Source organism: Streptomyces sp. TRM64462, from assembly GCF_013362995.1.
Lineage (GTDB): Bacteria > Actinomycetota > Actinomycetes > Streptomycetales > Streptomycetaceae > Streptomyces.
The window spans coordinates 16161-41492 of sequence record NZ_JABWDV010000459.1 but is presented as its reverse complement, the minus strand read 5'-3'; the positions used below and the strand labels follow the sequence as shown (position 1 = coordinate 41492).

The 25332-nt window shown below is 68.1% G+C and carries 23 protein-coding genes and 1 pseudogene; 8 read left to right on the top strand and 16 right to left on the bottom strand.

The window, feature by feature from the left end; all coding sequences use genetic code 11:
* Nucleotides 1-44: 44 nt before the first annotated feature.
* Both HTZ82_RS30265 and HTZ82_RS30260 read right to left on the bottom strand, forming a co-directional pair.
* Complete coding sequence (locus HTZ82_RS30265) at nt 45-839, bottom strand: hypothetical protein (protein ID WP_175412590.1); 795 nt, start codon at nt 837-839, stop codon at nt 45-47.
* On the bottom strand, nt 836-1294 hold the full coding sequence (locus tag HTZ82_RS30260) for a helix-turn-helix domain-containing protein (RefSeq protein ID WP_175412589.1): 459 nt from the start codon (nt 1292-1294) through the stop codon (nt 836-838). The genes HTZ82_RS30265 and HTZ82_RS30260 overlap by 4 nt, the downstream gene beginning before the upstream one ends.
* A gap of 815 nt (nt 1295-2109) precedes the next feature.
* Between HTZ82_RS30260 and HTZ82_RS30255 the strand changes: the two genes are divergently transcribed.
* The 3 genes from HTZ82_RS30255 (at nt 2110) to HTZ82_RS30245 (ending at nt 4307) form a co-directional block, all read left to right on the top strand.
* Entirely contained in the window at nt 2110-2739 is a 630-nt protein-coding gene (locus tag HTZ82_RS30255; RefSeq protein ID WP_175412588.1) for a site-specific integrase, read from the top strand.
* Between the two features lie 218 nt (nt 2740-2957).
* Nucleotides 2958-3164 carry a helix-turn-helix domain-containing protein gene (locus HTZ82_RS30250; RefSeq protein WP_175412587.1) on the top strand — a complete coding sequence of 69 codons (207 nt, stop codon included), beginning with the start codon at nt 2958-2960 and terminating at the stop codon, nt 3162-3164.
* Nucleotides 3165-3218: 54 nt separating this feature from the next.
* Complete coding sequence (locus tag HTZ82_RS30245; RefSeq protein WP_175412586.1) at nt 3219-4307, top strand: site-specific integrase; 1089 nt, start codon at nt 3219-3221, stop codon at nt 4305-4307.
* Between the two features lie 49 nt (nt 4308-4356).
* On the opposite strand, the gene HTZ82_RS30240 is transcribed toward HTZ82_RS30245, so the two are convergent.
* Complete coding sequence (locus tag HTZ82_RS30240) at nt 4357-5805, bottom strand: hypothetical protein (protein ID WP_309235786.1); 1449 nt, start codon at nt 5803-5805, stop codon at nt 4357-4359.
* A gap of 615 nt (nt 5806-6420) precedes the next feature.
* Between HTZ82_RS30240 and HTZ82_RS30235 the strand changes: the two genes are divergently transcribed.
* The gene (locus HTZ82_RS30235) at nt 6421-6786 is read left to right on the top strand and encodes a hypothetical protein (protein ID WP_175412584.1); all 366 of its coding nucleotides are present in this window, start codon (nt 6421-6423) and stop codon (nt 6784-6786) included.
* Nucleotides 6787-7017: 231 nt separating this feature from the next.
* Here the strand turns inward: HTZ82_RS30235 and pglX are convergent, their stop codons facing one another.
* Together pglX and HTZ82_RS30225 are read right to left on the bottom strand one after the other, a co-directional pair.
* The gene (pglX, locus tag HTZ82_RS30230) at nt 7018-10608 is read right to left on the bottom strand and encodes a BREX-2 system adenine-specific DNA-methyltransferase PglX (protein ID WP_175412583.1); all 3591 of its coding nucleotides are present in this window, start codon (nt 10606-10608) and stop codon (nt 7018-7020) included.
* Between the two features lie 184 nt (nt 10609-10792).
* Complete coding sequence (locus HTZ82_RS30225; RefSeq protein WP_254712218.1) at nt 10793-11572, bottom strand: ISAs1 family transposase; 780 nt, start codon at nt 11570-11572, stop codon at nt 10793-10795.
* Between the two features lie 655 nt (nt 11573-12227).
* Here HTZ82_RS30225 and HTZ82_RS30220 point away from each other — a divergent pair.
* Nucleotides 12228-13643, top strand: coding sequence for an AAA family ATPase (locus tag HTZ82_RS30220; protein WP_175412582.1), 1416 nt, complete (start codon nt 12228-12230; stop codon nt 13641-13643).
* Entirely contained in the window at nt 13640-14278 is a 639-nt protein-coding gene (locus tag HTZ82_RS30215) for a hypothetical protein (protein WP_175412581.1), read from the top strand. Before HTZ82_RS30220 ends, HTZ82_RS30215 begins: the two co-directional genes overlap by 4 nt.
* Before the next feature lie 336 nt (nt 14279-14614).
* On the opposite strand, the pseudogene HTZ82_RS33150 reads toward HTZ82_RS30215, so the two are convergent.
* The 5 genes and pseudogenes from HTZ82_RS33150 to HTZ82_RS30200 all read right to left on the bottom strand — a co-directional run.
* A pseudogene (locus HTZ82_RS33150) lies at nt 14615-14799 on the bottom strand (hypothetical protein); the annotation flags it as partial.
* 5 nt (nt 14800-14804) lie between these two features.
* A complete protein-coding gene (locus tag HTZ82_RS30210) occupies nt 14805-15197 on the bottom strand; it encodes a hypothetical protein (protein ID WP_175412580.1) in 393 nt (130 codons plus the stop codon).
* A gap of 375 nt (nt 15198-15572) precedes the next feature.
* Nucleotides 15573-16292 (bottom strand): FtsX-like permease family protein, encoded by a 720-nt coding sequence (locus tag HTZ82_RS32995; RefSeq protein WP_309235785.1) that lies wholly within the window; start codon nt 16290-16292, stop codon nt 15573-15575.
* A complete protein-coding gene (locus HTZ82_RS32990; protein WP_309235784.1) occupies nt 16232-17920 on the bottom strand; it encodes an FtsX-like permease family protein in 1689 nt (562 codons plus the stop codon). The genes HTZ82_RS32995 and HTZ82_RS32990 overlap by 61 nt, the downstream gene beginning before the upstream one ends.
* A gap of 69 nt (nt 17921-17989) precedes the next feature.
* Nucleotides 17990-18682, bottom strand: coding sequence for an ABC transporter ATP-binding protein (locus tag HTZ82_RS30200; RefSeq protein WP_175412579.1), 693 nt, complete (start codon nt 18680-18682; stop codon nt 17990-17992).
* Between the two features lie 220 nt (nt 18683-18902).
* Between HTZ82_RS30200 and HTZ82_RS30195 the strand changes: the two genes are divergently transcribed.
* Together HTZ82_RS30195 and HTZ82_RS30190 are read left to right on the top strand one after the other, a co-directional pair.
* A complete protein-coding gene (locus tag HTZ82_RS30195) occupies nt 18903-20201 on the top strand; it encodes a sensor histidine kinase (RefSeq protein ID WP_175412578.1) in 1299 nt (432 codons plus the stop codon).
* A complete protein-coding gene (locus HTZ82_RS30190) occupies nt 20198-20887 on the top strand; it encodes a response regulator transcription factor (RefSeq protein WP_175412577.1) in 690 nt (229 codons plus the stop codon). Before HTZ82_RS30195 ends, HTZ82_RS30190 begins: the two co-directional genes overlap by 4 nt.
* Before the next feature lie 14 nt (nt 20888-20901).
* Here HTZ82_RS30190 and HTZ82_RS30185 read toward each other — a convergent pair whose 3' ends face one another.
* The 6 genes from HTZ82_RS30185 to HTZ82_RS30165 form a co-directional block, all read right to left on the bottom strand.
* On the bottom strand, nt 20902-21273 hold the full coding sequence (locus tag HTZ82_RS30185) for a Fur family transcriptional regulator (RefSeq protein WP_175412576.1): 372 nt from the start codon (nt 21271-21273) through the stop codon (nt 20902-20904).
* 118 nt (nt 21274-21391) lie between these two features.
* A complete protein-coding gene (locus tag HTZ82_RS30180) occupies nt 21392-22705 on the bottom strand; it encodes an MFS transporter (RefSeq protein WP_309235783.1) in 1314 nt (437 codons plus the stop codon).
* The gene (locus tag HTZ82_RS30175; protein WP_175412575.1) at nt 22702-23523 is read right to left on the bottom strand and encodes a Rossmann-like domain-containing protein; all 822 of its coding nucleotides are present in this window, start codon (nt 23521-23523) and stop codon (nt 22702-22704) included. Before HTZ82_RS30175 ends, HTZ82_RS30180 begins: the two co-directional genes overlap by 4 nt.
* Before the next feature lie 48 nt (nt 23524-23571).
* Nucleotides 23572-23991 carry a phytanoyl-CoA dioxygenase family protein gene (locus HTZ82_RS31875; RefSeq protein WP_217624754.1) on the bottom strand — a complete coding sequence of 140 codons (420 nt, stop codon included), beginning with the start codon at nt 23989-23991 and terminating at the stop codon, nt 23572-23574.
* Entirely contained in the window at nt 23882-24241 is a 360-nt protein-coding gene (locus HTZ82_RS31870; RefSeq protein ID WP_217624772.1) for a hypothetical protein, read from the bottom strand. The genes HTZ82_RS31875 and HTZ82_RS31870 overlap by 110 nt, the downstream gene beginning before the upstream one ends.
* A gap of 54 nt (nt 24242-24295) precedes the next feature.
* On the bottom strand, nt 24296-25330 hold the full coding sequence (locus tag HTZ82_RS30165) for a pyridoxal-phosphate dependent enzyme (RefSeq protein WP_175412574.1): 1035 nt from the start codon (nt 25328-25330) through the stop codon (nt 24296-24298).
* Nucleotides 25331-25332 lie beyond the last annotated feature (2 nt).

Below are 25332 nucleotides of genomic sequence, written 5' to 3'. Positions count from 1 at the left end.
AGTGGTAAATCATCAGTTCGGGTGATGGAGTGCGCGGGAGCCTCCTACGCAAGCTCCACGATGGGGACGTTTGGGTACAGGTCTCGATAGGTGTCCTGGTATTGGGTGATGTGCTGGCGTCCGGCGTCAGTCAGGCGCCACCGGTACTCCCTCACGAACGCCTCCTCGCCTTCCCCTTCGGTCACCGGAAACTCGTCGATCAGGCCGCGGCTGCTGCCTCCGCGAGGCCCGTTCGGTCGGTATCCCGTTCCCAGGTAGAACTTCGACCTCCCCCAAATATCATCTTCTGATAGGCCATCCGGTTCGGCAGAAGCCACTTTCATCAGGCTGGACCACAACCACTCTGAAAGCAGGTGCGCTGGCCGCCGTGGCGGAAGTGCTTCACCGAGGCCAGCTCGCGCGCAGGCTCGGCCCAAGCGGGTGAGTTCCACCAGGACCCGTGGAACGAAGCCCAGGGGGAACACTTCGACCTGGTCCTCCGAGACCACGACAAGTCCGCGCGTGGCGAGAGCCTTGAACGTCTGGCCGGCGCCGGCGTCGTGTTCGCCCAGTACACGTAGGCGGTCCTGAAGGGCCGTGTACCCCGTGAACTCCGGGTCGGCCTTGATCGTGAACGGGACTTTTCGCCACTCTGCCGCGGGAACCCGCTTTCCCGAACCGGCCGCACGCGCAGCCGTCACCTGACGCTCGACTTCCTGGTCCTCCTGGTAGCAGGCCGTCAGATAGACGCGCTGCCGCTCATTGAGGCCCTCCCAGGTCTCCGCTGCCCGTACGGATGGGTGTGTCCGGCCCTTGGAAGGGGGCTTCGGAGGGACGACATCAGGTCGGCTCCGCATCACGCGTCCATCAGAACCCGGGGAGGGACCCCGTACGTCCGGGCCAGGGCGCCGGTCAGCAGCCCCGAGGCTTCCGGGCTCTGCAGCATCTTCCCTGCCACCTTCCTCCCCTCCTCCAGGTCCCGGATCTTGCGTTGGTCGATGAGTTGTCCGTAGCCCGCCTGGTCTCCCCGTAGACGAGCTGCCGCGCTCGCTGCTGTGAGGCCGGCCGAGTACCGAAGATCAACCAGGGACGCTTCTCCGCGTGGGTCAGCGGTCAAGTCGTCCGGGGCGTACCCCAGGGCCAGGGCCAGATCCCCCAGGCGGGACACCGCGGGTGAGTGCACGCCTGCCTCGTAGTAGTGGATCATCCGGGCAGACACACCCATCTGGTCTGCCACGTCCTCTGGGGACAAGCCGCGCTCCTTCCGCACCTTGGCCAGTTTCGTCGCGTCGCTCTTCCATGCCGCCTGTGGCACGCACCCAGGGAACCGCGATGAAGTCTTCGTCGCAACCGTCCTCAACACACATCGGCACGCCGCGTGCCCGACTCGTGGGATAGGGCCCCGCGCCTCCGTAGGCACAGCCCAGTCCCAGGATGGGCCGGTTTCGGGCTCGGTGGCCGGTGTGCCGAGTGGTGGCCGACATGGCCCGTTCTCTGGACAAGGCGTCCGGCGGTCGTGGTAGGGAAGTTCGTGATGACGGACCGTGGAGCCGGTCTTGAGCCTCTCGGCGATGTTGAAGGTGGTGTTCTCCAGGGCCCCGCCCGGTTAGTTGATCAGCTCCCCCCCATTCCATATTCCATCCGTACGGGTTCACGGGCGACAGCGAAGGCGCCGCGGAAGCCGGCGAGGCGTTCGGCGAGGGTGGCGGTGGCAACGGTGTGTTCGTCGGGTCGTCGGTGTACGCCTCGATGAGGCGGCGGGCGTGGTCGGCGGTAGCCAGGAGCGAGTGCTTAGAAGACGCCTTCTCTGTTCCTTGTTGTGGATAGCCAGGAGAGCGCGTTGGTAGTGGATCCGTTGTGATGGTGGGGCGCGCTGATTCGCCGACGGCAGACACATTGAGGGCGCAACGGACTGGAATGGCGCGGGGAAGCAAGCAAACCTAGAACGGTCTGGAGAGGCGTGGCTACGCCCTGTCGTTCCTACATGCGCATGGATGTAGTGAGCGCCGTGTCGGGTGCAACATAGCCGACGATCGCCGGTTAGCCAAACCGGCGATTCCGCAGACCATTGAACCTGCCGCGCTGATCCCCGTGTGGCGCATTCAGAAATTCCCCCGAGGAGTCACATCCGTGTGTGTTGAGGTCATTGACGAAGAATGGTTGTATTCCCAGGAGCAGGTTCGATCGCTGCTCGAGTGGGTGCGTGGGCAGGTGGGTGCTGATCGCTCGGTGCACGCCTTCATGCGCATGGTGGCCGAGCAGGCTCTGCGTCCGAGCGAGGCTCGCGCGCTGCGAGTGAGTGACGTGGTGCTCCTGGAGCGTGACTTGGGTAAGTTGGCGGCCCGCCACAACGGGATGGTGAGGGAAATCCCCCTCCAGCCGCAGGTCGTCGTGTTCCTGCGTGAGTGGATCAGCGAGGCTGGCCTGCAGGGCGACGATCTGCTGTTTCCCGGTCCGGGAGGTGGGCCGCTCTCGGATGCCCTATATCAGCAGATGTGGCAGCAGGCCCAAGAGGCCGTCCTGCCGAGGGACGAGCTGTACTCGTGGCGCCTGGGGGAGCCCATCTCCATCCTCCGTGATTCCTGCCTGATGAAATGGCTGAAGATGGGCATCTCACCCGTCACGGTTGCCGAGTGGGCTGGCGTGCCCCCGAGTTGGCCAGCGCTGCGTTACCCGCACTGCTTCCGCACTGAGAAGGTCGGAATCGACTGGGATCACCTGGCCGAAGCCATGGCCCTTCCTAACTCGCTCAAGTCGTAATCTTCGCCCGCGCTCTGGCTGACAGCCAGAGCGCGGGCGCCACCAGCTCATCCTCTCCTTCACCGGTCGTCCTCCCCCGACGAAGCCGTCCCTGATCGCCTTGCTCTCGTCGGGCGACGCAGTCTGCCCTGCCAGGGCAGTGGGACCGCCTTGGGTCCCCGGTCGCCCGGCTGCTGACTCGCCGAGCTCCAGCCCACCCTCACCTCAAGGTCACCTCCATGCCTGCACGCTTGTTGTCCATCCCCGCTGTCGCCGCCGCCCTGGACGTCGACCGCCGCACCGTCTACCGCTTCATCGCTGCCGGCGACCTGCCTGTCGTCGACCTCCGTACTGGACCAGGCCGGTCTCGAGTGCGGATACCTGCGGCCGGCCTCGACGAGTTCATCAGCCGCCGCGCCGTCGTACCGCCGACAGGCCGCCGCTGACTCATGCCATCCCGGCCCCGTTGAACAAGGAGCAGAGCCTCGTACCTCCGCAAGTTGAAGTCCGGCAAGTGGCAGGCGACCGTACGCAACCGGGCAGGAGACCGGTTCAGCGAATCGTTCCCTCTCAAGGCGCAGGCCCGCGCCTGGGGCATCGAGTTGGAGACCCAGTTCGCCCGCGGAGGCATGCGCGACCCGCGTGCCGGTGAGATCACGTTCCGCGAGTGGCACGACCGGTGGTGGAACGCTCGCATCGTTGAGCCCCATACGCTGCGCGGCGACGCCTCCAGCATCAAGAACCACGTCATGCCCTACTGGGCGGACTGGGAGATGCGGGCCATCACCCGCATGGACGTCCAGAGCTGGATCCGGACCCTGGTCGAGAAGGGCACGGGAGCCTCCGCGATCAAGCGGGCCTACAACCTGACGTCCTCCATCATGCGCGCGGCCGTCGACGACGACGTCCTGGCGGTGACCCCATGCCGCAGCATCGACCTGCCCCAGATCGCGGTCAAGCCACCGCAGTGGTTCACGCTTGACCAGGCGCAGAGCATCCTGGACGAACTCCCCGCCGCATGGCGGACGATGTGCCTGCTCGGCTTCTACACCGGACTGCGCTGGGGAGAGCTCTCGGGCCTGCACCGCCACCGCATCGACCAGCGCCGCTCGCGCCTGTTCGTGGTGGAGGTCAACACCAAGAGCGGCATCAAGGAGTATCCCAAGAGCTCCAAGAGCCGTAGAGAGGTCCCGCTCCCGCCCCACGTCCTGGAGGCACTCGGACGCCACATCCACCGGCTCGACCGCGACGCCGTGGTCTTCACCACCATCACCAAGGGCCGAGCGGGCCGCCGCCTCGACGACGGCAACTGGCGCCGCCAGACCTGGTGGCCCACCGTCGACGCCGCCTACTACTTCGACAGCGACGGCGAGCAACAGCCCGTCCCGCACTATCGGCCGCACTCCATGCGCCACACCTGCGCCTCGTGGCTCGTCCAGAAAGGAGTCTCGCTCTACGAGGTCCAGCACCTCCTCGGGCACGAGAGCTTCCAGACCACCCAGCGCTACGCACACCTTCAACCGGACGCGCACAAGGCCGTGCTTGGTGCCTGGGAGCGCCTCGACGCTCCGCTCACCATTGCCGCATGAACGATCCTCCGCCCTGTCCCGTACGGACAGGGCGGAGGCGTTTGCCTGATCAGGAAGGCTGTGGGCTCTCCTCGTCGGATGGCGTCCAGCGTCCTTTGCTGTCGAACGGCCAGGGATAGGCGTGGAGATCACCCTGCAGGAGTTCCCGCAGAGCCTCACGGCTGGCCGGCGGATTGGGCGGAGTCGCCAGTGGCGCGCGCAGTGGATCAATCTGATCTGCGTACGACTCAGCCCACTGCAGCCACTCCAGCTCTTCCGCCGCAGCGGACGCACCGTCGGCTCTTGTGCGGGCCGCGCGACAGAAGGCGCGGATCTCGTCGGCCCGATGCCGCGCCTCCACCTGCTCGACCAGGGCTCTCGCTCGATGTTGCTCGACTTGCCGCTCCCGGGCCTCCGCCACAGCCGCGTACCAGCGGCGTCGCTGTTCGGCCTTGCGGAGTTCCTCTTCCTGCTGTCGGCGTTCGGCCGCCGCGGCACGCTGTTCGAGATCGTGCAGAAGGTGCCCAAGGCGGGACTCCAGTGTCCACCGTGCACTGTCCCTGTAGGTGTACGAGTGCTGGTACCAGCTTCCGGTGGGCGCACCGAGTTCGAGGCGTCTATTGAACTCGTGGTCGTACTTGGGGATACGAGTCCAGGGATTGCGCTGCTGTTGGCGGATCTCCTGAGCGGTCGGCTCGTGTGGCACCTTGGTCGTCTGCTCTGTGACCGCGAGCGGAAAGGCGTGTCCTCGGATGACGATGACCGTCTGGTGTACGGCCTGGCCGCGCTGGAGATCGGTCCGGGTCTCCACCTGGTAGCCGCGGCTTTCCGCCTCGGTCAGGAGTGCGTGCATGATCCGCAGGGCGCGGTCGGCCTGTTCCCGTGACACATGAAGAGGGAAGACCTCGGGCGCCCCGCGGGTGTCGACTACGGTCTTGGACCTGCCGAGGACCTTGCGTGTGGCCCGGACGAGCTGATGAGGACGGTCCAGGACGTCGGGGACGTCGATGGTCGGCACCGGCGGCGGTTGCGCAGCCTTCTCGGCTTCCTCGTCGACCAAAGTGAAGACGCAGTCACCACGCTGCCGGCCGGTCCAGCGCAGCTTGTGCTCTCCCGGTACGTGACCGTGATGGAGCGCGTCGTAGTAAGCCGCCCGCCACCGCCCCCGGGTCCGCGGTCCCGGATCAGGGACGGTGAGCTTCCCGGTAGTGGCGGACTGGAGTCGAGCGATCAGCTCGGCTCCGTCGGCAGGAGCGCGCTCGGCCTGTTCGGCATCACCGGCCAAGCGCTCCTTCTCGGCTTGGACCTCCTTGGGGTGCTTGCCGTGCTTGAGGAAGTAGCGGCCGTCCGAAGTCACCACTGCCACGTGCCCGCTACCGCGCCAGCTCCGCTTGATCAGCCCGCGCTGCTCAAGTGCCCAGGCCGTGTTCGAACTCTTGGGAGCGATGGGCACGGCACTGGATGCCGCGGCGATCTGGCGGAGCATGTCAGCCTGCTGTTCGGTCAGTGTGTACTTCACGAGCTTCGGCTCCACCTCGACGAGCTGCGGGCAGACCTCCACGGTAGGGCCGATGAGCAGCCTCAGAGCGCTCCCTGTCACCCGTTCGGGTTCCGCCAGCCGAACCTGGGCGCATTGAGGCCAGCCGATGGCGTAAGTGGCTTGCCGGGCTTAACGCGTCGAGCAGCGTGCCGGGGCTGCTCCTTAAGCTCGGATCGTACGGCGGCAGGTCCATGTGTTGGCAGTGTCGGCAGTGTCACGCACCTGGACGAGCAGGGTGGTGTCCGGCACGGGCTGGCCCTCGTCCGAGAGGTCGGCGAGCCGTTCGAGGCCGTGGTGGGCGGGCGGAGCGTCGATGTGGAGATCGGCGAGGCGCGCGCCGGCGACGGGTCCCGGTGGCTGGTGTGCCGTACGACCGTTCCCAGCCCCTCCGGGATCACCCGGTCCCACAAGGCGGTGGGGCGCCTACCACCGCAATCGCTGTGGCTCTTCCTCTCGGACCCGATGACGCCGGGCGGATCTACGCCGGTCTTCCGGTAGCGGACACCACTCTGGCCGTCTGCGTCAGCGCCCAGTTCGACCCGATCGCCAGCCGTCAGGCGCTCGACCTCCTGGAACCGCGCACTGAATGAACTAGTGGGCGACCTGTGGACGGGCGCCGTCCTGTGGCAGTTCCGGCGGGATCCGGCACGGGCCTGGCGCGCCGTGCCGCTCGCCGACGACATGCGCGATTCCCGTGACCCGGTCGCCGCGCTGGAGCGACTGCTCCTCGACCGTGCCAGGGAGGGCGTGTCCCACGGTCTCGTCCTGGACGTCGAGGGGCCGCTCGGCCTGGATGCTCTCGCGGTGGAAGGCGAGACGCTGGTTGGCGTGGTCACCGAAGAGGAGGTTTCCCGCGTCGCGGAGCGGACCGCCGTACTGCCGGGACGGCGCGGGACGAGGACGGCCGATGGCGTGAGGTGCTGGCGGACTGGGAGAACCACGACGGCGCGGTTCCCGTGACGGTGGACCTCGACGACGCGCTGCGCCTCCTCGACGACGAAGCCGGCTCCCCGCAGTGCGAACATCCCCCTCGGCGCGGCGGGACTTGCCGTGCGATCTTGGGGCGCGGCGTGGGCCACGCAATCCGATCGCAGGGACACCGCTACGACCGGGCCGAAAAACGTGAAGACATCGGCGCACAGGCCGAGTGCGGCGTGTACGCCTATGTCCGCCAGTGCGCGAATAATCGGTTCATTTGCCCCTTGAAGCAGCCTTCGGCGGCCTCCAGGAGGTCAAGTCCTGGACACTGAGCCCGTAAGCCGCGCATAGATCGTCGAGCTCCCGTTGGTATCTCTCAGCCTGCCCTGCATCCGAACCGGACGCAGTCGATGCCTCCCATTGGCGAACCCAAGGGATCAGTTCCCGGATGCCGGCAAGCAGGGGAGTAACTTCATGGAGGCTCGGGCGCCCCTGCTGCTGGAGCGCGCCGACCAGGTCTTGAAGCACAAGAACACGGTCAGAATCACTCCAGCCTGACCAACCGAACAATAGGCTGCCTTGCGTGCCAGCGGCGCTGGGATAGGAGACGAAGCGTTCGCGAGGGATGTCCAGGCTTCCGCGGAGCGGCCAGTAGTGGACTTGGCGGAAGTCGGCGGCTCTGAACTTCGGTGGGACGGGGATGCCCAATGACTCTCCCGTCCTGTCCTCGCTGCGTTGGAGTTGCCACACCTGCTCCCACTCGGCACGTTTACGCAGCCCGGATTCCTTGTACCTCAGAGCCGATGCATAGGGCACGTGCTCATCAGCCAGGATCGCCGCAAGCACGTCACGGAGCCTCGAGTCCCGTGTCCCGAGATGATGGGTCGCATATAGCGCGGCCACGGAACGCACCGCGGCATCGACACCGAGACGCTGCGCCAGTTGGTCAATCGTACGGGGACACGGGTGTTTGACCCCGTTCCTCGGCTCGAACCAGAGTTGCTCGTCCTCACAACGGTCGAGCAGCCAGGTACGGAGGGCTCGCTCCTCCTGCTGCTCCCATGACGCCGGCAGCCAACGGCGCTTGTACTCCGGTCGCTCGATGACAGCGATCTTCCGGTGAGTCTCGATGGCGTCGATTCTGGCCTGTACGACTTCCTTGTAGGCAGTCGGCCAGTGCCGAGGGATCTCGGTAATGGGTGTTGCACCATGCCGTACGAACCACGAGTCCGAAGCCTCGCCAGCGAGCACTCTGCGAGCCAGCACGATTTCGAAGGCACGCTCACCCAGCCGCAGCGAAGGCGGTGCAACATCAGTGGGGGTCGTCAGGCGTGCACGCTCATCGGCAGACAACACTCCGTAGGAACCATAGACCTCCCAGTCCAGTTCCTCCTGAAGGGCGATCATCTGACGCTGTGTCGCTTCGTGGGCGGAGCTGGCCGCATCCAAGGCACTTCGGGTGGGTGGGTGTTCCTCCGCGCAGACGGTGCTCGGCGCATGGACATTCAGCAACTGTGCCAATGCATTCAGTTGTCGCGCGCGATCGGATGGAGCACTGGCGGGCAGGGGGAGCCGAGAGAGGGACGCCGTGGCGAAGCGGTAGGCCCGGGCCCATTCCTCACCTGGCTGGGCGGCGCCGGGCCCATCGGAGCCGATGGCAGATCCGGTCTGCTTGAGCCAAAAGCAGACCGTCGACGAATTGAGCACTCCCAGTAGCGCGATGTACTCGTCCTGCGCTGCGGCAGGCGCCAGTCGAAGTGCGGGCGCGGTCCTGCTGAACACCCGTCTGCCCTGTTCCAAGGCGAAGCGATTATGCGTAGCTACCGATGCGAATGTGATCAACGGCCCCTGACCGGCACCGCGAGACCGATATCTCCATGCCCACCAGGGTCCGGCACCGGCTCTCAAAGACTGACGTGCCCCGAGAGCCGACCGAAGAACCTGGCGCATCGTCCAGAGGTGCCGGCCCCACGCGGCACTGACATCCAGGGGCAGAGGTGTGCCGTCTGCGCCATAGGGGGCCAGAACGTCCGTCGACACTACCGCGCGCCAGTCCCCTACCGTCTCGGCAGTGACCATGCCTTGAGCCAGCCCGGCCGAGTCCAGGTGCCGAAGGAACCAAGGCCGCCCAAGGGAGAAGACATCCGGCTGTCCCAGGTCGGCGACAACCTGAACCCCGTCGGCGAGGACATCGGCCAATCGCCGGGGAGCGCGTGAGATGAGGTCCATGAGGTCCGCACTCCCGCCACCACTCAGTGTCCATGGGAAGCGGGAGAAGCGCTGCCGGGGTTCGTCCTCGACAGTCACCCATTCCGAGGTGCTGCCGGGGCGGTGGATCTGGTCGAGAATCGACTTCCACACGATTCCCTCAGCTGGATCCATTGGCTTCGTCGGCTCGCTATGCACGCCGAGGACCGACCGCACACGGGTGTCGCCCATGGTCGGGGCATTCCGGCCGACCAGGATCAGGGTCGGGGTCCCATGGCCAGGTACGTACACGCCGGAGGTGTCGATGACATGCGTCAGCGCCACACTCGGAAGGAACTCATCGATCAGCTTCTCCCCGAACTCACGACTGGCGAACGAACTGGTCGTGTACTGACCGACATAGCCGCCAGGAGTGTCACTGGTCTTCCTCGCCGCCAACTGGAACATGCACTTCGTGAAGAGTACCGAAAGCGGGAACGCGCCTGAGGCCACGTCATAGGCTGCTCGGTATGCTGCGTTTCTCGCCTTGTCCCTCACCGTGATATAGGGAGGCTCTGAAATGACGACGTGATAGGAATTCCGCCCCAAGAGGTCACACGTCTCCGAGAATTCGTCGACATCTTCTACCGTGCCAGCACTGTCTCCCTCCCAGTCTTCGAGGAGGCGCAGCGAAGAGCCCCCCGGCGCGCCGCGCCCGTCCAGCAGGGCGTCGCCTACCGCCACGTTGATCACATGTCCCGGCAACTCGCTCAGCACCCTGCAACCGCTTTCCCTCGCGGCCGCCATGAGCAGTCTGAACCGGGTGACACTCACGGCGAACGGGTTGATGTCGCAGCCATGGACAGAGTCCAGGGTCCGGCGGATCAGCTCGGGATCTGGGGTTCCGGGAGCTACCGCGCGCCAGGCATTCAGAAGCCGCTCGAAGAGTCCCAGCGGAAACTCTCCCGACCCACAGGCTGGATCGATGCCGCGGAACCCCTGGGGTCCGAACTCCGCAATGGCTGGATCCACCGTGAGGTCCAGGACGAAGTCCACGATGAAAGTAGGCGTCTGAACCAGCGCGAAAGCCTTTCGCGCGGTCTCGCTAATGTCCTGATACAGGTCGCCGAGGAAACGGGTATCGAGTTCCGGATCAGTAAAGTCAAACCGAAGGGATCCATCTTCGCCTCGACTTCTCCAGAACTCAACCAATTCGGCAGCACCCTGCGGCGACGGCCGCAGTGCCCACAAGGCGTTGCGCGCCTTGTCGAAAATGCGGGCCATCGCTGCGTGAGACTCCGCCAGGTGCGTGAACGCCTCCGCCAGCCAGTCCTGGGCGTTGGTCCCAGGATGGTCCGAAAGATAGACACGCTGCCGTTCCTCCGCCTCCGTCAATCGCTGGCCCGGCCCTGCGATGAAGGGCCGGTCGATGAGTGTGTTGTCTTCGCAGAAGCGCACGAACACCGTGCCCATCACCCACGCAACCGCACCCTGGGTGATGTGCTCGTCGCGCCAGGCGCCATACGTGGCGGCAGTGCGACCGGATGCCCGCGCGCGTTCGTACATAGCCCGCAGGCCGCCGCGGTACCGGTCGACATCTTCGCTGCGCTGGCGGAGGTCCGCCTCCAGAGCCCGCACCTGCTTCCGCACGCCGACGACAAACGCGGCCCTGTCCATTGAGGGCGTCCCCGTATCAGCTCCGCCACTCCGAGGCACAGCGACCTCTCCTCCGTACGTCGTCGACGTCCTCGACCCACTGTCTCGTCGGATACATCCTGCCAGTTCTCCGGGCGAAGCCGCGGTTTCGTCGCCGGCCACCTATCCAGGGCTTCGGCGTAGTCGCACGATGTCCGGTTCGTGATCATGTGAGCCTCAGGAGGGCGAGCGGGCGTCGTGCGTCGCGGGCGTTGTGGCGCAGTCCGGCCGCGATGTTCGTGACGCCTGTCAGGCGCAGTGCCCCGACGGCCAGGTTGCGCCAGGTGGCCATCGCGCGGGGCGCGTGGCCTGTTCGCAGTTGGGAGGCGTCCTCGGCGAGGGTGGTGTCCCCGACATGGTGTAGGGCCTCCATCGTCCATTGGTCATGCACGAGTGAGGCCAGTTGCGCGGGGGTGGCCTGCTCGGCGGTGAGGCTGGTGACGGCGTAGACGGTCTTGATGGTGGTCTTTCCGGTCTTGAGGTCGGTGCGGCGGCGCTTGATCTGGATGGCCTGGCGGGCCCCGGGTAAGAGCAGGTTGTTCACGGTGGCCACCTTGATCCGGCGGATCTTGGAACGTTCGTGGCCGGTGCCGCAGGTGCGCCCCTGGAGCGGGATCTGCTTCCAGGGCGGCGATTTGAGCTGCTTGTGCAGCTTCTTCTGGTTGCCTTTGACAATCACGATGTAGTGGGCTTCGCGGTTCAGCAGGTACTCGGCGTGCTCGCGCTGGGTGTGCATCGGGTCGCTGGTGACCACTGTGCCGGTCAGGTCGGCGACGCGCTCCAGCGGTGGCTGGAAGCATGTGATCTCGTTCGTTTTCTCTCGCACGTCCAGCTGGGCCAGGACCAGGCCGGTGGTGTGGTCCAAGGCGGCGAGCAGGTGGATCTTCCTGACGTCGGCCCTGGCCGCACCACGCAGGCTCTTGCCGGCGACCGCCAGTGCGCGCAATCCGCCTGCAGTATGGGAGCGGTCGGCGAGCCAGTGCCCCCGGCCTCATCCAGGGCATCGCCATCGATCCGGGCCTGCAGTCGGCGAACGGGCGATTCCGCGGGCAGGGCACGCTTCGGAAGCAGCGGATCGCACCGCGCGCCGACGGCCCGCAGCACCTGTGGTTGGGCGTCGGCGATCCATTCGCCGACCGCCAGCAGCGACCTCGCCCGGCCAGTACGGCGCACGCGGTGAGCGCCCGCACGACGACCAAGGCGTGTCGTACGCCGCGCGGATCGCGCGGGTCTGGCCTCGGCCAAGCGCTTCAGCAGGCCCGGTACCTCTGCGGGTGCGACCCGTGGATGATCGCGGAGTTGGTCAAGGGCGGGTGGGATCGGCGATGATGCGTCGACAGGCAGGGTCTTCCGGTCGGATCACGGGGTGTAGAGAACTCTATGATCTTGGGAGCCCGTGCCTGTCTCGCTCCCAGATGGCCACTGAACCGGCAGATCGCCACGAACCGGACGTCATTCGACTACACCGGAGCCCTGGGGCACCATCAGATGCATGCCCCCTATGGCTGCCTGACGCTCTATCATTCCTATGCGCACCGGCCGTATCACAGCCAGGGGCCGCGATTCGGAGGCACGCTGAGATCGGACCAACGAGGGGACACATGCTGACACGGCTCGAAGTCAGTGGCTTCAAGAACCTTCTGGATCTCAGAGTCGAGTTCGGTCCCTTCACCTGCATCGCGGGAGAGAACGGCACGGGGAAGTCGAACGTCTTCGACGCCATCCACTTCCTGAGTCTGCTTGCAGACCTCTCCATGATCGAGGCTGCCCAAACAGTCCGCGGAACCCACGGCACGCTGCACGGCGACGCGCGAGACCTGTTCTGGAACGGTTACGCGGACGGCGAGCACCTGATGACGTTCGCTGCGGAGATGATCGTCCCCGGTGAGGTGGAGGACGACTTCGGCCGACTGGCCGAACCGACGTCCACGTTCCTCCGCTACGAGCTCCACCTCGGCTACCAGCCGCCGCAGCGGGGTGAGCGGGGCGGCAGGCTGACCCTGCGGTACGAGAACCTCAGCCGGATCAGCCCTGGTGAGGCTCCGGCACATCTACGCTTCCCACACCGGGCCGCGGACTTTCGCAAGGCCGTGGTGCGCGCACGCCGCTCGACCGCCCCCTACATCTCTACGTCTCTCGAGACGGGCGACGCCGTCATCAGCATCCACGCCGACGCCGGCCGTAGAGGCCAGCCGCGCCCGGCACCGGCTAGCCGGGCGCCCCAGACCATGCTCTCCACGATCAACAGGAACGACGACCCGACCATCCTGGCTGCCCGGCGGGAAATGCAGTCTTGGCGCCGACTGGCCCTCGAACCCTCCGCACTGCGCACCTCCGACCGCTATTCGGATCCCAGCGAGATGCAGCCCGACGGCCTGCACCTACCGCGGAGCCTGGACCGGGTGGCCCGGGAGAAGTCTCCGAACGATCCCGCACGGGTCTATTCACGGGTCGCAGGGCGCCTGTCGGACCTATCGGGACTGCACGTCAAGACGCTGCACGTCGATGCTGACGACACACGGGAACTCCTGACGATCAAACTCCACGAGATCGGCGGCATGGTACTGCCAGCCCGCAGCCTGTCAGAGGGGACCCTGCGTTTCCTTGCCCTGTGCGTCCTGCTGGAAGACCCTCAGACGCATGGCCTGCTCTGCATGGAAGAGCCGGAGAACGGCATCCACCCGGCCAACCTCTCCGCGATGGTCGACCTTGTACGCGATCTGGCGGTCGATCCGTCGCTACCGGTGGACGAGGACAACCCCTTCCGGCAAGTTCTGATCAACACGCACTCGCCAGGCGTTGTACGACTCGTCGGCGCGCCGGACCTGCTGATCGCCGATACCACCACCGTTCCGGGGGTTAGTGGCAAGGTCGCGCGCGGCTTGCGGCTGCGCCCCTTGGCCGATACCTGGCGCGCCGCCGGCGCCGAAAAGGGCTACGGCACCAAGGCCGACATCCTGTCGTACCTCACGTCCTCGCCGGAGGACCGCCTGACCCTTGAGGAGAGCACCTCATGACCGTGCGTGCCCTCTACCTCTGTGAGGGATCCAGTGACACGGGCCTGCGGTTTCACATTGAGGCAATTGCGGCGGATATGGGCAGGGAGATCCTGGTAACGGTTCCCGAGCTGGACCGCCTGCCGAACAAGCCTGGTCGCTCGGTCGAGGACAAGCTACGAGCCGCACAGCAGCTTAGTGACAGTGGCCACGTGTACGACCTCGTGGTCATCCACCGCGACTCTGACCGCGAGCCCCCGGACCGTCGGCGTACGGAAATCGCGGAAGCTGTGGCCGCAGTGAGTCCCGGCGTGGCGCATGTGCCCGTGATCCCTGTGCGGATGCTGGAGGCATGGCTGCTGCTCGATCAGTCTGCGATCCGTGAAGTCGCAGGCAACCCAAACGGCAAGGTGGCACTCAACCTTCCGAAACCGGCACGAGTAGAGTCGGTTTCAGACCCCAAAGCCGTGCTCAAGCAGGCGATCGCCACGGCCAGCGAGGAAAGAGGACGCGGTCTGCAGAAACTCCAAACTCGCTTCTCCGCGAACCGTGCACGTCTCCTTCAGATGCTGGACCGTGAAGGACCCGTTAAACAGCTCGCATCCTGGCAATCGTTCACGGACGATCTGCGTGACGCGCTGGGTAACGGCCGCTGACTGCCTGACGTCAAGGAATGCTCGATCTCCCTAATGCGTGCCTGCAGCGCTTGCCAGCAACTCGACGCGCTCCTGCACTCCCGAGCTGTCACGTCATCGCCAGCTGCGATCACTCCGACGACATGACGGAGCACTCTCGACGGCTTCCAGCCAAGCGAGGCTGTCACAGTGTCCCCAGCCGCTGGTCCCCGCCCGTGTCAGCCACCGGCACATCCCAGGAGCCGCACCGTGGTTGTGCACAACCATGGGCACGGAGGCGCTGGCGTCACACTGTCATGGGGATGCGCCGAGGAAGTCGAGAGCCTAATGGCTGGCAGCGGGGACAGGTCGTGAGTCACGAGCCGTGGCCGCGATGTCGGCCATGGGTGCCGGGTTCTCGGTGGCGACGTCGAGGTCCTGGCTGGGGCGGTTCACGAGGTGGTGTGCCGGTACGGCGTATCCACCGGTGAAGAGAGGACCAGAAGATACGGGGAGCCGAGCGCGATCACATCCGCCAGGAGCCGCGTATGCAGCTCCGGCATATGCGTCACGCGGCTGCCCGTGTGCGGGAGGCGAGCTGGGGGAATGCCTCTTCCCAGACGGCGCGCACGGTACGACCGACGAGGGTGTGCAGGACCGGCCACAGATGGAGGAGCAGGTCCTGGTTGAGGTAGCGGGGCAGGTCGTCGTGCATGCCCTCGTGCAGGACGGTGCGGTACAGGCCAATGCGCTGGCGAGGCTTGCCCAGGTCGTACGAGGTCATCCCCGACCAGGCCATGTGCAGTGGCAGCTCCACGACCCCGTGGGTCGGCCCGTGCAGCTCGTCCAGCGACTCCGGCAGACGCCGCCGGAACTTCTCCCGGTACATCGCGAGGTCCTCGGTGACGGCGCTTGAGAGGTCCCTCGGGGCGGGTGCGGGGTGCTGTGAGCTGGAGGGCATGCGTCCATTGTGGCGGCCGGAGAAGTGGCGCGGGTCAAGATGAGGGAGTCGGCGTCTGGGTGAGTGGGGCGGAGCTGGCCGGGGAGCTGGTTGTGGCGGCTCGGTCTGCCCCGGGTAGGCGGGACGGGCTGTTGGCCGTGACGCTCGTTTGACGCTCTGGGCGCCCGCACGCTGCGCGGCGAGCCGCGAAAGCGGCCCTGACCTGGGCTTTTCCGCGGCTTGCTCAGGCCGACATCTTTCCGATGACGCACCACGTGGAGTGCGTCGCGATTTTGGAGCCCGCTGCGAAGAGGCTCTGACCTGCGGCTTCGTCGTTTGACGCTGGTCCCGACGGAGCGTCGGGCAGGCCCCCAGCGGCTCGCGCTCCGGCGGACGCTACTCGGTGCGCAGCGCCGTGGCCGTACGGGCCCTGGCCGCCCAGCCGGCCGGGATCAGCGCGCCCAGCACCGCGATCACGACCCCGCCGAGCCCCAGCAGGAGGAGCTGGAAAGGCCCGTACACATCGAGGACGGGCGACGGCAGGCTGGTGCCTACGGCACGCCCCATCACCGGCATGACGACGTGGTGCAGCGCGTACCCCGCAGGGACGCCGATCAGCCCGCCGATCACGCCGATCACGGCCACCGAGGCGAGCACGAGGCCCACGGTCTGCCGCGGCGTCATGCCGATCGCCTTGCAGACGCCCAGGTCGTGGATGCGTTCCCGGGTGTCCAGGACCACGGAGTTGAGTACGCCGAGACCGGCCACGGTGATCAGTATGAGGGTGAGCAGCACCGCCATCGCGGACATGATGAGGATGATACCGTCCTGCCCCGAAGCGGAGCCGGTCGTTGCGTCGCCCCCCAGTGGCTGTACGACTGAGGCGACCCGCTGGGCGTATTCGTCGGCGGAGACGCCGGACTTGGTCTCGACGAGGAAGGTACTGGGCTCGGCCGACGCGAAGTTGGCCATGTCCGCGTGGATTTCCAGGCGGTTGCCCGACGTGTCGAAGGACTCGCCCACGATCCGCAGGTTCGCGGTCTCCTTCTCGTAGGTCACCCGCACCGTGTCACCGATCTTGGTGCTGGTCCTCTCCAGGAAGCGGGAGGGCACCACGACCTGGCCCTTACCGGTGATCCAGTGCCCGGAGGCATCTCGTAGCTGCCGGAGCGCGAATCGCCCTCGTAGAGGCCGGCCCGAATCGAGCCGGTGACCCCGGCCACGGCGACCTCGGTCTGGGCCTTGCCGTAGTACGACTCCGTGCCCGGCTGTGACGTGACGGCGGACCGCACCTTCGCCGGATCGGCGACCTTGGGCTTTTCGGGCGTGCTTGCCGCGCTGTCTTCCACGGGAGGCGGGTCTTCCGCCTTGCCCCCTACAGGAGGCGGCGGGGGAGGAGCGACGTCGATTGCCTTGGTCGTCGTGACCGTGACCGCGGCACGGCTCTCGGGGTCCTGGGAGGTGCCGATCGCGTTCAGGGACGAGGTCAGCCCCACCGCGAACGTCGCCGCGACCGTGCCGAACGCCACCGCGAGCAGCATCGCGAGGGTACGTACCGGATGAGTGAAGGGGGTGGCGAGACCGTACGTCACCTGTCGCGGCAGTGGAAGCATCCCCATCGCCCGATGCGCCCACCGGCCGCGTCCTGTGCGCGGCGACCGGCCGACCGCGATGGCCTCCACCGTACGTAGCCTTCCGGCCCGCAGCGCGGGAATCAGCGCCGCGAGCCCCACGACGACCAGGGCGGCGGCCGGCACGGAGACATCCACCCACCAGGCCACCGAGAGTGAGACGCCGCCGTACAGCGACTCGGTGTCGGACAGCAGTGGCACGGCCAGGACATTCCCCAGGACGACACCCAGGGCGATGCCGACGACGGCCGGGATCAGCGCCTGGGCCACGTAGGCGCGTACGACCTCGCGCGGAGTGAAGCCGATGGCCTTGAGGATGCCGATCCTGCGCAGGCTGGTGCCGACCGCGCCACTGATCACACTGCTGACGATGATCACCGACATCACGATGCCGAGCGCGCCGAAAGCCGTCACGAACGGGACGGTCGCCGCCGCACCCTGATCAGCGGCGCGCTTGGTGTCCAGCCAGGACTGGGTCCCAAGGAGCGCCCCAGGTCCCACGGAGGCGGCGAGCTTCTTCCGGTCGGCGATGATCTGCTGTTTCGTGCTCGCGGAGTCGAAGCGGTAGAGCATCTGACTCGCGACGGGGTTGCTCTTCGATGCCAGCGCGTCGACCTGCGAGGGCAGCGCCCAGGCGTCGGCGGTCTCACTGGCGGAGACGGCGAAGCCGACGATCAGAAGGGGCGGTGTGTCCTTGGCGTCCGACATCTTCACGGTGGTGCCGAGCCCGATGGCGGGCCCCTCGTACGACGCGTCGAGAACGATCTCGCTCGGCTTCTGCGCCCACCGGCCCGACTTCAGATCCACCCGGTCCACGGCGCCGTCAGGGCCGGACCGCCCTACCAGGGTCAGCGTCGGCAGCTGGAAGCCCGAACGGTCCAGCAGACGGACCGCCGTGGACGGGTACGGTCCCGCGCTCGCGGCGACGCCGGGCAGCTTCCCGGTCTTCGCCAGCTCCGCCGCACTCGCCTTGGCAGGATCGAACTGCGCGGTGATGTGCGCACCTCGCTGCTTCTTGAAGGCGTTGTCGAAGGGCGCGGTCGCGGCGACCATCAGCGACCCGGCGACCACGGCCGACGCCACGGCCATCATCGTGGCCACGGCGATCACCACGGTCTGCACCCGCCGCCGGCCCACCCCGGAACCTACGACCCGGGCCCATCGCGCCGGTACCGAACAGGCTCATCGGACGGCCTGCGCGCAGGAGTCGAGGGCGACGTGACCGTCGACCAGGTGGATCGTGCGGCTCGCGCATGCCTCCGCGAGGGACAGGTCGTGCGTCACCAGCACGATGGTCTGTCCGGCGCGGTGCAGATCCATCAGCAGGTTGCGGACGTCGTGGCCCGAGGCGGTGTCGAGCGCACCGGTGGGCTCGTCGGCGAGCAGCAGCGCGGGCCGGTTGACCAACGCCCGTGCGACCGCGACTGGTTGTCGTTCACCTCCGGACAGCCGGCCCGGGTAGGCACGGGTGTGCTGCTGGATGCCCAGCGTCTCCATGAGCTCGCCCGCGCGGGCCGCGGCCGCGCGCCGGCTGCTCCCGGTCAGCTGGGCCGGGAGCTGGATGTTGTCGGTGACGGTGAGGTCGTCGAGGAGATTGAAGAACTGGAATGCCATGCCGATGTGCTCGCGACGGAACGTGGCGAGGGCGTGCTCGCTCAACTGGTCGATCCGTCGCCCGGCCACGATCACGGCGCCGTCGGTCGGTTTGTCCAGGCCGGCGACGAGGTTCAGCAGCGTGGACTTGCCGCTGCCGGAAGGGCCCGTCACGGCAAGGGCCTCACCCTTGGCGACACTGAGCGTGAGCGGTCCGAGCGCCGGCGCCCCGGCGCTGTCGTAGCGCTTCGCCACACCCTCCAGTTCGATCACTTGATGCATACGAGTTGTCCATCCTTGCGGTCACGAGAGGCATTTGCCGTTGTCGGTCCTGCGAACCTAGGGGTGCCGCGTAGGGGGCGCGTCGGCCGCGGAATTGACATCAGGCCCTTCCCGCGGAGGATTCGGCTGCGGAGTCCTACCTGAGAAGGAGGCCTCCGGGACAACGCCCCGGCCGGACAGGCGGACGCGGGCCGGGCGGAGAGCGCAGCACAACGCACGGATGGAGACGGAAGACCGGCGCAGTCGGCATCAGCAGCTCATCGACGCGCTACGCCCGGAGGCGAAGGCCGCTCCGCTGTCCCGGCGAGCGGTGCGCGCCGATGTGGTGCTGGCGGTCGTACTGACCGTCATCGCCCTGTTCGTGGCGGTGCGCTATCCCGGCGACGGGCCGGTGAACAGCAGCCCCCCTGCGGTGGACGTCGGGACCGGGGTCCCGGCCCCGCCCTCGCCGCCCGACCCTGGTCAGGTGCCCGAGGAGGAAGAACCCTCCTCCGTGCCCTGGGGCCTGGTCGTCCTGTCGACGCTGCCGCTGGCAGCCCGGCGCCGGTATCCGCTGACCTTGTTCGCGGTGGTGCTGGGCGCGGCACTGGCCATCGGCAGCTCCGCCTCCTGGATCACCGTCCTGGCCTGTGTCATCGGCGCCTACAGCGCCGTCGTATACAGCCGTTACCGGACAGCGGCGATGGCCGTTCTGGTGATCGCCGCCGCGCTGTCCGGTTTCGCTTTCCGTCACGCGGACCCCGTGCTCCCCGGATGGTCCAGCCCAGGATTCGTGCTCCTGGTGGCCGGGATGCTGGCCAGCCTCGTCCGTTTCCTGCAACTGCGGCTGGCGTCCAGCCGGGACCAGGTGACAGAACTGCAGGCCGCTCAGGCGGAGGCCACGCGCCGCGCCGTCGAGGAGGAGCGTGCCCGCATTGCCGCCGAACTGCACGACGTGGTGACCCACAATGTGAGCGTGATGGTGATCCAGGCCGGCGCGGCGCGCAAAGTGATGGACATGGCGCCCGAGCAGTCGAAGGAGGCACTGCTGGCCGTCGAGGCGGGCGGTCGGGCCGCCATGGCCGAACTCCGCCACGTGATGGGCCTGCTGGCCGCTCCGGACCACGAGAGGCCCGACAGCCTGGAGCCCCAGCCCGGGCTCGCACAGCTCGACGCGCTCGTCGCACGCGTACGCGCCGCCGGTACGCCCGTGAGCGTCGGGGTGTCGCTGCCGCCGGATCCGCTGCCACCGGGGCTGGACCTCGCGGCCTACCGCGTCGTACAGGAGGCGCTGACCAACACGATCAAACATGCGCGCGGCGCGCAGGCGTCCGTCGCCATCGGTTACACCGACGCCTGTCTGGAGATCGAGATCACGGACACCGGCGGCGCCGAGGAGTCCCCGCCGGTGCAGAGCAACGGCCGTGGCCACATGGGGCTGCGCGAGCGGCTGGCCGTCTACAAGGGCGAGCTGACGGCCGGGCCGACAAACGCCGGCGGCTACCGGGTCACGGCCCGCATCCCGCGGAGCACCGCATGAACAAGGACCAGCCACCGCTGCGTGCCGTCATCGCCGACGACCAAGCTCTTGTACGCACCGGTTTCAAGATGATCCTGGCCGCGGACGGCATCGAAGTGACGGCCGAGGCGGCCGACGGGGCCGAGGCTGTCGCAGCGGTCCGCCGTACGCGGCCCGACGTCGTCCTCATGGACATCCGGATGCCGGAGATGGACGGCATCGAGGCCACCAGGCGCATCATCGGCGACGCCGGCCCGGACGGAACGCGGGTCATCATCCTCACCACCTACGACCTCGACCACAACGTCTACGCCGCGCTCACAGCCGGCGCCAGCGGCTTCCTGCTCAAGGACGTCACCCCCGAACATCTGGTCGCCGCCCTACGCCTGGTGCAGACCGGCGACGCTCTCCTCGCGCCCACGATCACTCGTCGGCTGATCGAGCGCTTCGCCCAGCACGACGAACCGCAGACCATCGCCCCGCACCGCGATCTGTCCGGCCTGACACCGCGCGAGCTCGAGGTGCTCCGCCTGCTCGCGACGGCCCTCAGTAATGCGGAACTCGCCTCCCGGCTGTTCCTCAGCCCGACCACGGTCAAGAGCCATGTCGGCCGCATCCTCTCGAAGCTGGACCTGCGCGACCGCGTCCAGGCCGTCGTCTTCGCCTACGAGACGGGGTTGATCGCCCCGGGCGGCGCGCCCCGGTGATGGACCGACCGCGTTCATTGGCACCTGCCGCATACACCCGTCAGTTCCAGGGTGTGCTCGACCGCGGCGAAGCCGGTCGTCTGTGCGACAAGAGCGACCCAGCGCTCGACGGCCTCGGTGTCGAGGGGCTCGTTGCGGCGGCAGCAGCGGCAGATGAGGTAGTGGCGGTGCTCGGGGTCGAGCCGGCGCCGGTAGAGCCGTTCGCCCACCTCGTCGCGTACGACGTCGGCCCCTCCGGTGCGTTCCAGGTCCTGCAGGGCGCGGTAGACGGTGGTGAGGCCGACGCGTATACCCGATTCGGCCATCAAGGCGTGGAGTTCTTGGGCGGACACGAAGTCGACGGAGTCGGCAAGCGCCTGCACGACCGCGGCGCGCTGTCGCGTCATGCGGCTGCCCGATGCCGCCTGTGCGGTCACAACGGACCCCCTGCTGGTCAATGCGTTGCTTCTTCGAGGTGGGCGGTGTGGCTGCGCGCGTCGACNCGCGCTTCCGCTCCGGTTACGGTTACGCGGCCTGGGCTTTGCTCTTGTATCCCTGGCGGGCGGCGCCACGTGCGAAGACGACAGCCGCCAGCGTCAGGGCGCCCAGCGCGGCGGCCGTGCCCGGAAAGCCGCCCAGCGCCAGTCCCACGCCGCCGAGACCGGCTCCGACGAACACGCCGAGGCTCATGCCGGCGGAATTGATGCTCAGCGCGGTGCCGCGCAGGGAGCCGCAGCGGCGTACGAGGAGCGTGGTGACGCAGGCGGCCACCGTGGCGTGGCCGGCGCCGACGAGGGCGGTCAGCGGGAGGGCGAGGAACAGGGAGTGGGAGAGGAACACGCCCGCGAGTGCTGCCAGTGCCACCAGCAGGGCGAGCGTCATCAGCCGCTCGGTGGGGACCTTCGGCCGGTCGGCGCTCAACAGACGCCCGGCGAAGAGGTTCCCGAGGAAGAACGCGGTACCGCTCAGCGTCCAGACGATGGCGAACGGCCCGGGTGACAGCGCGAAGCGCTCGTCGTAGAAGGCCGCCAGGTAGGCGAGGTACCCCATGAACGCCGCCGTCCGCAGCATGGCGACGAAGAGCAGCGGCACCACGCCCGGAAGCGTGCCCAGCAGTCTGAACGACGCCAGGTAGCCCGGCCGGTCCGCCTTGCCGGCGGCGTTCGAGCTCTCCCGTCCGGCCTCGTGGGAACGGCGGCCTCGGAGGAAGAAGTACGCGGCGAGTACGGCCGCGATGGCGGCGATCGCCCACAGGTCGCCCTGCCAGCCCCAGAGCACGGCGGGCAGCGCGACCAGGGGAGCGGCGAGCAGTGCTGTGAGGGACTGGGTGGCGGTGATGAGGGTCGCCGCCCGGCCCGAGGCCGCGTCGCTGTCGAAGCGGTCGGCCGCCGCCGCCGTGAGCGCCGGGTTGAGCACGGCCGTACCGGCGCCGACGAGCAGGCAGAACGCCGCCAGCAACAGGAACTCGCCGGTGGCGCCGAGTGCCGCCGAGAGGGCGAGCACGGCGAGCCCGCCGGCAGCCGCCCATTCCTTGCGTACGCGGTCGATCAGGGGCGCGAGGGCGGTTCCCACCGCGAGCGCGGCCAGGCCGCCCAGACCGCGCAGCTGGCCGAGCGCGGCGACACCGCCGTCCGCCGCGTCGGCGATGGGGACGAGGAAGGTGCCGTAGATCGTGAAGGGCACCAGTCCGACGGCTGAGGCGAGCATGAGCGGCCACAGCAGGCGGGTCATCTTCCAGTCGCTCGGTACGGCCTCCGTGCCCGCGGCCGGCTCCGGCGTGGCCTCGTCGGCCGCCTTGTCCATGTCCACCGGGCCGGGGCCCTTGGTCTCGCTGCTCACGCGCCTGCCGCCCGGTACCGGTACAGCGCGGTCTCGTCAGCGCTGAACTGCGAGAACGGGAAGGGCTCGGCGGAGAGCGCGGTGACGCCCGCGCCGAGGAAGGCACGCGCGACGGCGCTGCCGGTCTGCGCGTACACCACCAGTGGGATCTCCTGCTTGCGGCAGTGCTCCAGGATGACGTCGAAGCTGCCGTTGCTGAGCGTCATGCCGGTGGCGACCACGGCGTCCGCCTCGGCGAGGACCTGGTTCATGTCGTCGGTGACGGGGTCGCCCCAGTTGGTGGTGCGCAGGTTGAAGTCGCAGGGCAGCGGGGTGCCGCCCCGCTCGCGTATCGCGGCGACGAGCGGGTTGACGACGCCGATGAGCGCGACCTTGGCGCCGGGGGCGGTGTCCAGCAGACCTGCGACGGCCGCGTCCCTGGCCTCGGCCCGGGTCTCGGGCGTGCCGGTCGGCAGGATGACGGCTTCGGCGGCGGGCGCGCTGCGATGCGGCTGGACGCGACCGAGGTAGGCGTCGAGGGCGGCGATGCGCACGGGCGCCGACTCGCGCCGGATGAGGGTGTCGAGGGTGTGGCCGGAGGCGTCCGCGCAGAAGTCGGGGGCGAGGGCTCCGGCCTCGAAGGAAGAGGCTCCGAAGGCGTCCCCGGACCTCAGGAGCAGGTAGTGGTTGCGGTAGGTGACCTGGCTGCCGGCGAGCCGGGTGGTGTGGTGGAGCCAGAAGGCGCTGGTGACGGCGAGTTCCTGGGGTGGCGGCCCGTAGATGCCGTCGAGAACCGCTTGCTGGAGGTCTGCCACGGAGTGCGGCTGCGAGGTGGACATGTCGAGTTCTTTCGTCCGGGGGTTGATGGATGAGGAGTGAGGGGGGGATCAGGGGAGGTCGGCCAGCCGCTCCGAGCGGTACGGCAGCTCCGCGAGGGGCGGACGCCCGTCGGGCTGGAAGCACAGCAGCAGGGAACGGCGGTCCCGCGACGTCGTGTTGGGGCCGGAGCGGTGCACGATGAGGCCGGGGAACAGCAGTACGGAGCCGGCCGGGGCCTCGACGCGCACCGCGCCGCCGACGTCGGTCCGCGCGGCGTCGACCAGCAGCCCCGTGGGCTCGGCCCGGTCACGCGGCACGGGCCCGGCCAGGTGGCTGCCCGGGACGATCGTCAGGGCGCCGTTCTCCACCGTCACCTCGTCAAGGAAGATCATCGCGGTGGCGATGTCCTTCGCGGCGGGACCCGCGCAGCAGTACCAGTACGGGTAGTCCTGGTGCCGGCGGAACCCGGAGCCGCCCCCGGCCCGCATGCGTGACCGGCGACAGGCTGCGCACCACGGGCGGCCGGGCGTCCGGCTCCCAGTGGACGGTCGCGCCGTCCACCGTCTCCAGCCGGTGCCCGTCCGGCCACGTGGTCACCTGCGATCTCCCCGCGCGTGCCTGCTCCGTCACCTGCGCGAATCCGGACTCCGCGACCTCACCCAGCACCGCGGTCTCGGCGGGGCTGAAGAGCCGGGGAAGCAGGACGAAGCCACGCGTGCGCAGGTCGCCGAGGGTCACGGCACGGGCACCTTTCAGGACGGAGACGGTGGTACGAAGCGAAGGAGGGGCAGGCTAGACCGCGCCCGGTACCAGCAGCGGTTCGCCGCGCAGCAGCGCGCTGTCGTTCGGTGGCCAGTCCATCGCCGACCAGGGGTGCCGCAGCTCGTCCTGCGTCGTGACCTCGTGGGGCCGCATGGAGCCGAGTCCGATGGCCTTGGGGTGGTTGGCGTAGGCGCTGTCGACGTAGCGGTGCCCGGTGTCGGCGGCGAGGAAGACGTAGGTCCGGGAGTCGTCGCGCTCGCGCTCCCAGAGCGTGGCCAGGTAGGCGGCGCCGGCGGAGAGGCCGGCGAAGATGCCGCTGGCCCGCAGGAGTTCGACGGCGCCGGACATGGCGTAGTCGAAGTTGACCCAGTGGATGCGGTCGTACAGGTCGTGGCGGACGTTCTGGAAGGGGATCGAGCTGCCGATCCCCGCGATGATCATGTCGGGGTCGGAGACGTGTTCGGCGCCGAAGGTGACGCTGCCGAAGGGCTGCACGCCGACGAGCGTGACGTCCCGGCCCGCCTCGCGCAGGTACGTGGCGATGGCGCCGGTGGAGGCTCCGGTCCCGACCCCTCCGACGATGGACAGGGGGCCCTCGGGGACCTCCTTGCCGATCAGGTCGGCGACGTCGCGGTAGCCGAGGTAGTGGATCGAGTCGTGGTACTGCCGCATCCAGTGGTAGCCGGGGTTCTCGCGCAGCAGTTCGCCGATGCGCTCCACGCGCAGGTTCTGGTCCAGGCGCAGGTTCTTGGACGGCCGGACCTGTTCGAGTGTGGCGCCGAGGATCTCCAGCTGGACGCGGAGCGTGCGGTCCACCGTCGTGGAGCCGACGATGTGGCAGTTCAGTCCGTAGCGGTGGCAGGCGAGGGCCAGCGCGTGGGCGTAGATGCCGCTGGAGCTGTCGACGAGCGTGTCCCCGGGCTTCACCTGCCCGGTCTCCAGCAGGTGGCGTACGGCGCCGAGCGCCGAGTAGAGCTTCATGGTCTCGAAGCGCAGACAGATCGCTCCCGGCGGGACGGTCACCACATCGGGTTCCTTGACGGCCTCCGCTATGTGCTCGTGCATGT

Coding starts and splice junctions, on each gene's coding strand:
- HTZ82_RS30250 (WP_175412587.1), top strand. CDS start 2,958: ATGCCTGCACGCTTGTTGTCCATCCCCGCTGTCGCCGCCGCCCTGGAC.
- pglX (WP_175412583.1), bottom strand. CDS start 10,608: ATGGACAGGGCCGCGTTTGTCGTCGGCGTGCGGAAGCAGGTGCGGGCT.
- HTZ82_RS30220 (WP_175412582.1), top strand. CDS start 12,228: ATGCTGACACGGCTCGAAGTCAGTGGCTTCAAGAACCTTCTGGATCTC.
- HTZ82_RS30215 (WP_175412581.1), top strand. CDS start 13,640: ATGACCGTGCGTGCCCTCTACCTCTGTGAGGGATCCAGTGACACGGGC.
- HTZ82_RS30210 (WP_175412580.1), bottom strand. CDS start 15,197: ATGCCCTCCAGCTCACAGCACCCCGCACCCGCCCCGAGGGACCTCTCA.
- HTZ82_RS30200 (WP_175412579.1), bottom strand. CDS start 18,682: ATGCATCAAGTGATCGAACTGGAGGGTGTGGCGAAGCGCTACGACAGC.
- HTZ82_RS30195 (WP_175412578.1), top strand. CDS start 18,903: ATGGAGACGGAAGACCGGCGCAGTCGGCATCAGCAGCTCATCGACGCG.
- HTZ82_RS30190 (WP_175412577.1), top strand. CDS start 20,198: ATGAACAAGGACCAGCCACCGCTGCGTGCCGTCATCGCCGACGACCAA.
- HTZ82_RS30185 (WP_175412576.1), bottom strand. CDS start 21,273: ATGACGCGACAGCGCGCCGCGGTCGTGCAGGCGCTTGCCGACTCCGTC.
- HTZ82_RS30175 (WP_175412575.1), bottom strand. CDS start 23,523: ATGTCCACCTCGCAGCCGCACTCCGTGGCAGACCTCCAGCAAGCGGTT.
- HTZ82_RS31875 (WP_217624754.1), bottom strand. CDS start 23,991: ATGCGGGCCGGGGGCGGCTCCGGGTTCCGCCGGCACCAGGACTACCCG.
- HTZ82_RS30165 (WP_175412574.1), bottom strand. CDS start 25,330: ATGCACGAGCACATAGCGGAGGCCGTCAAGGAACCCGATGTGGTGACC.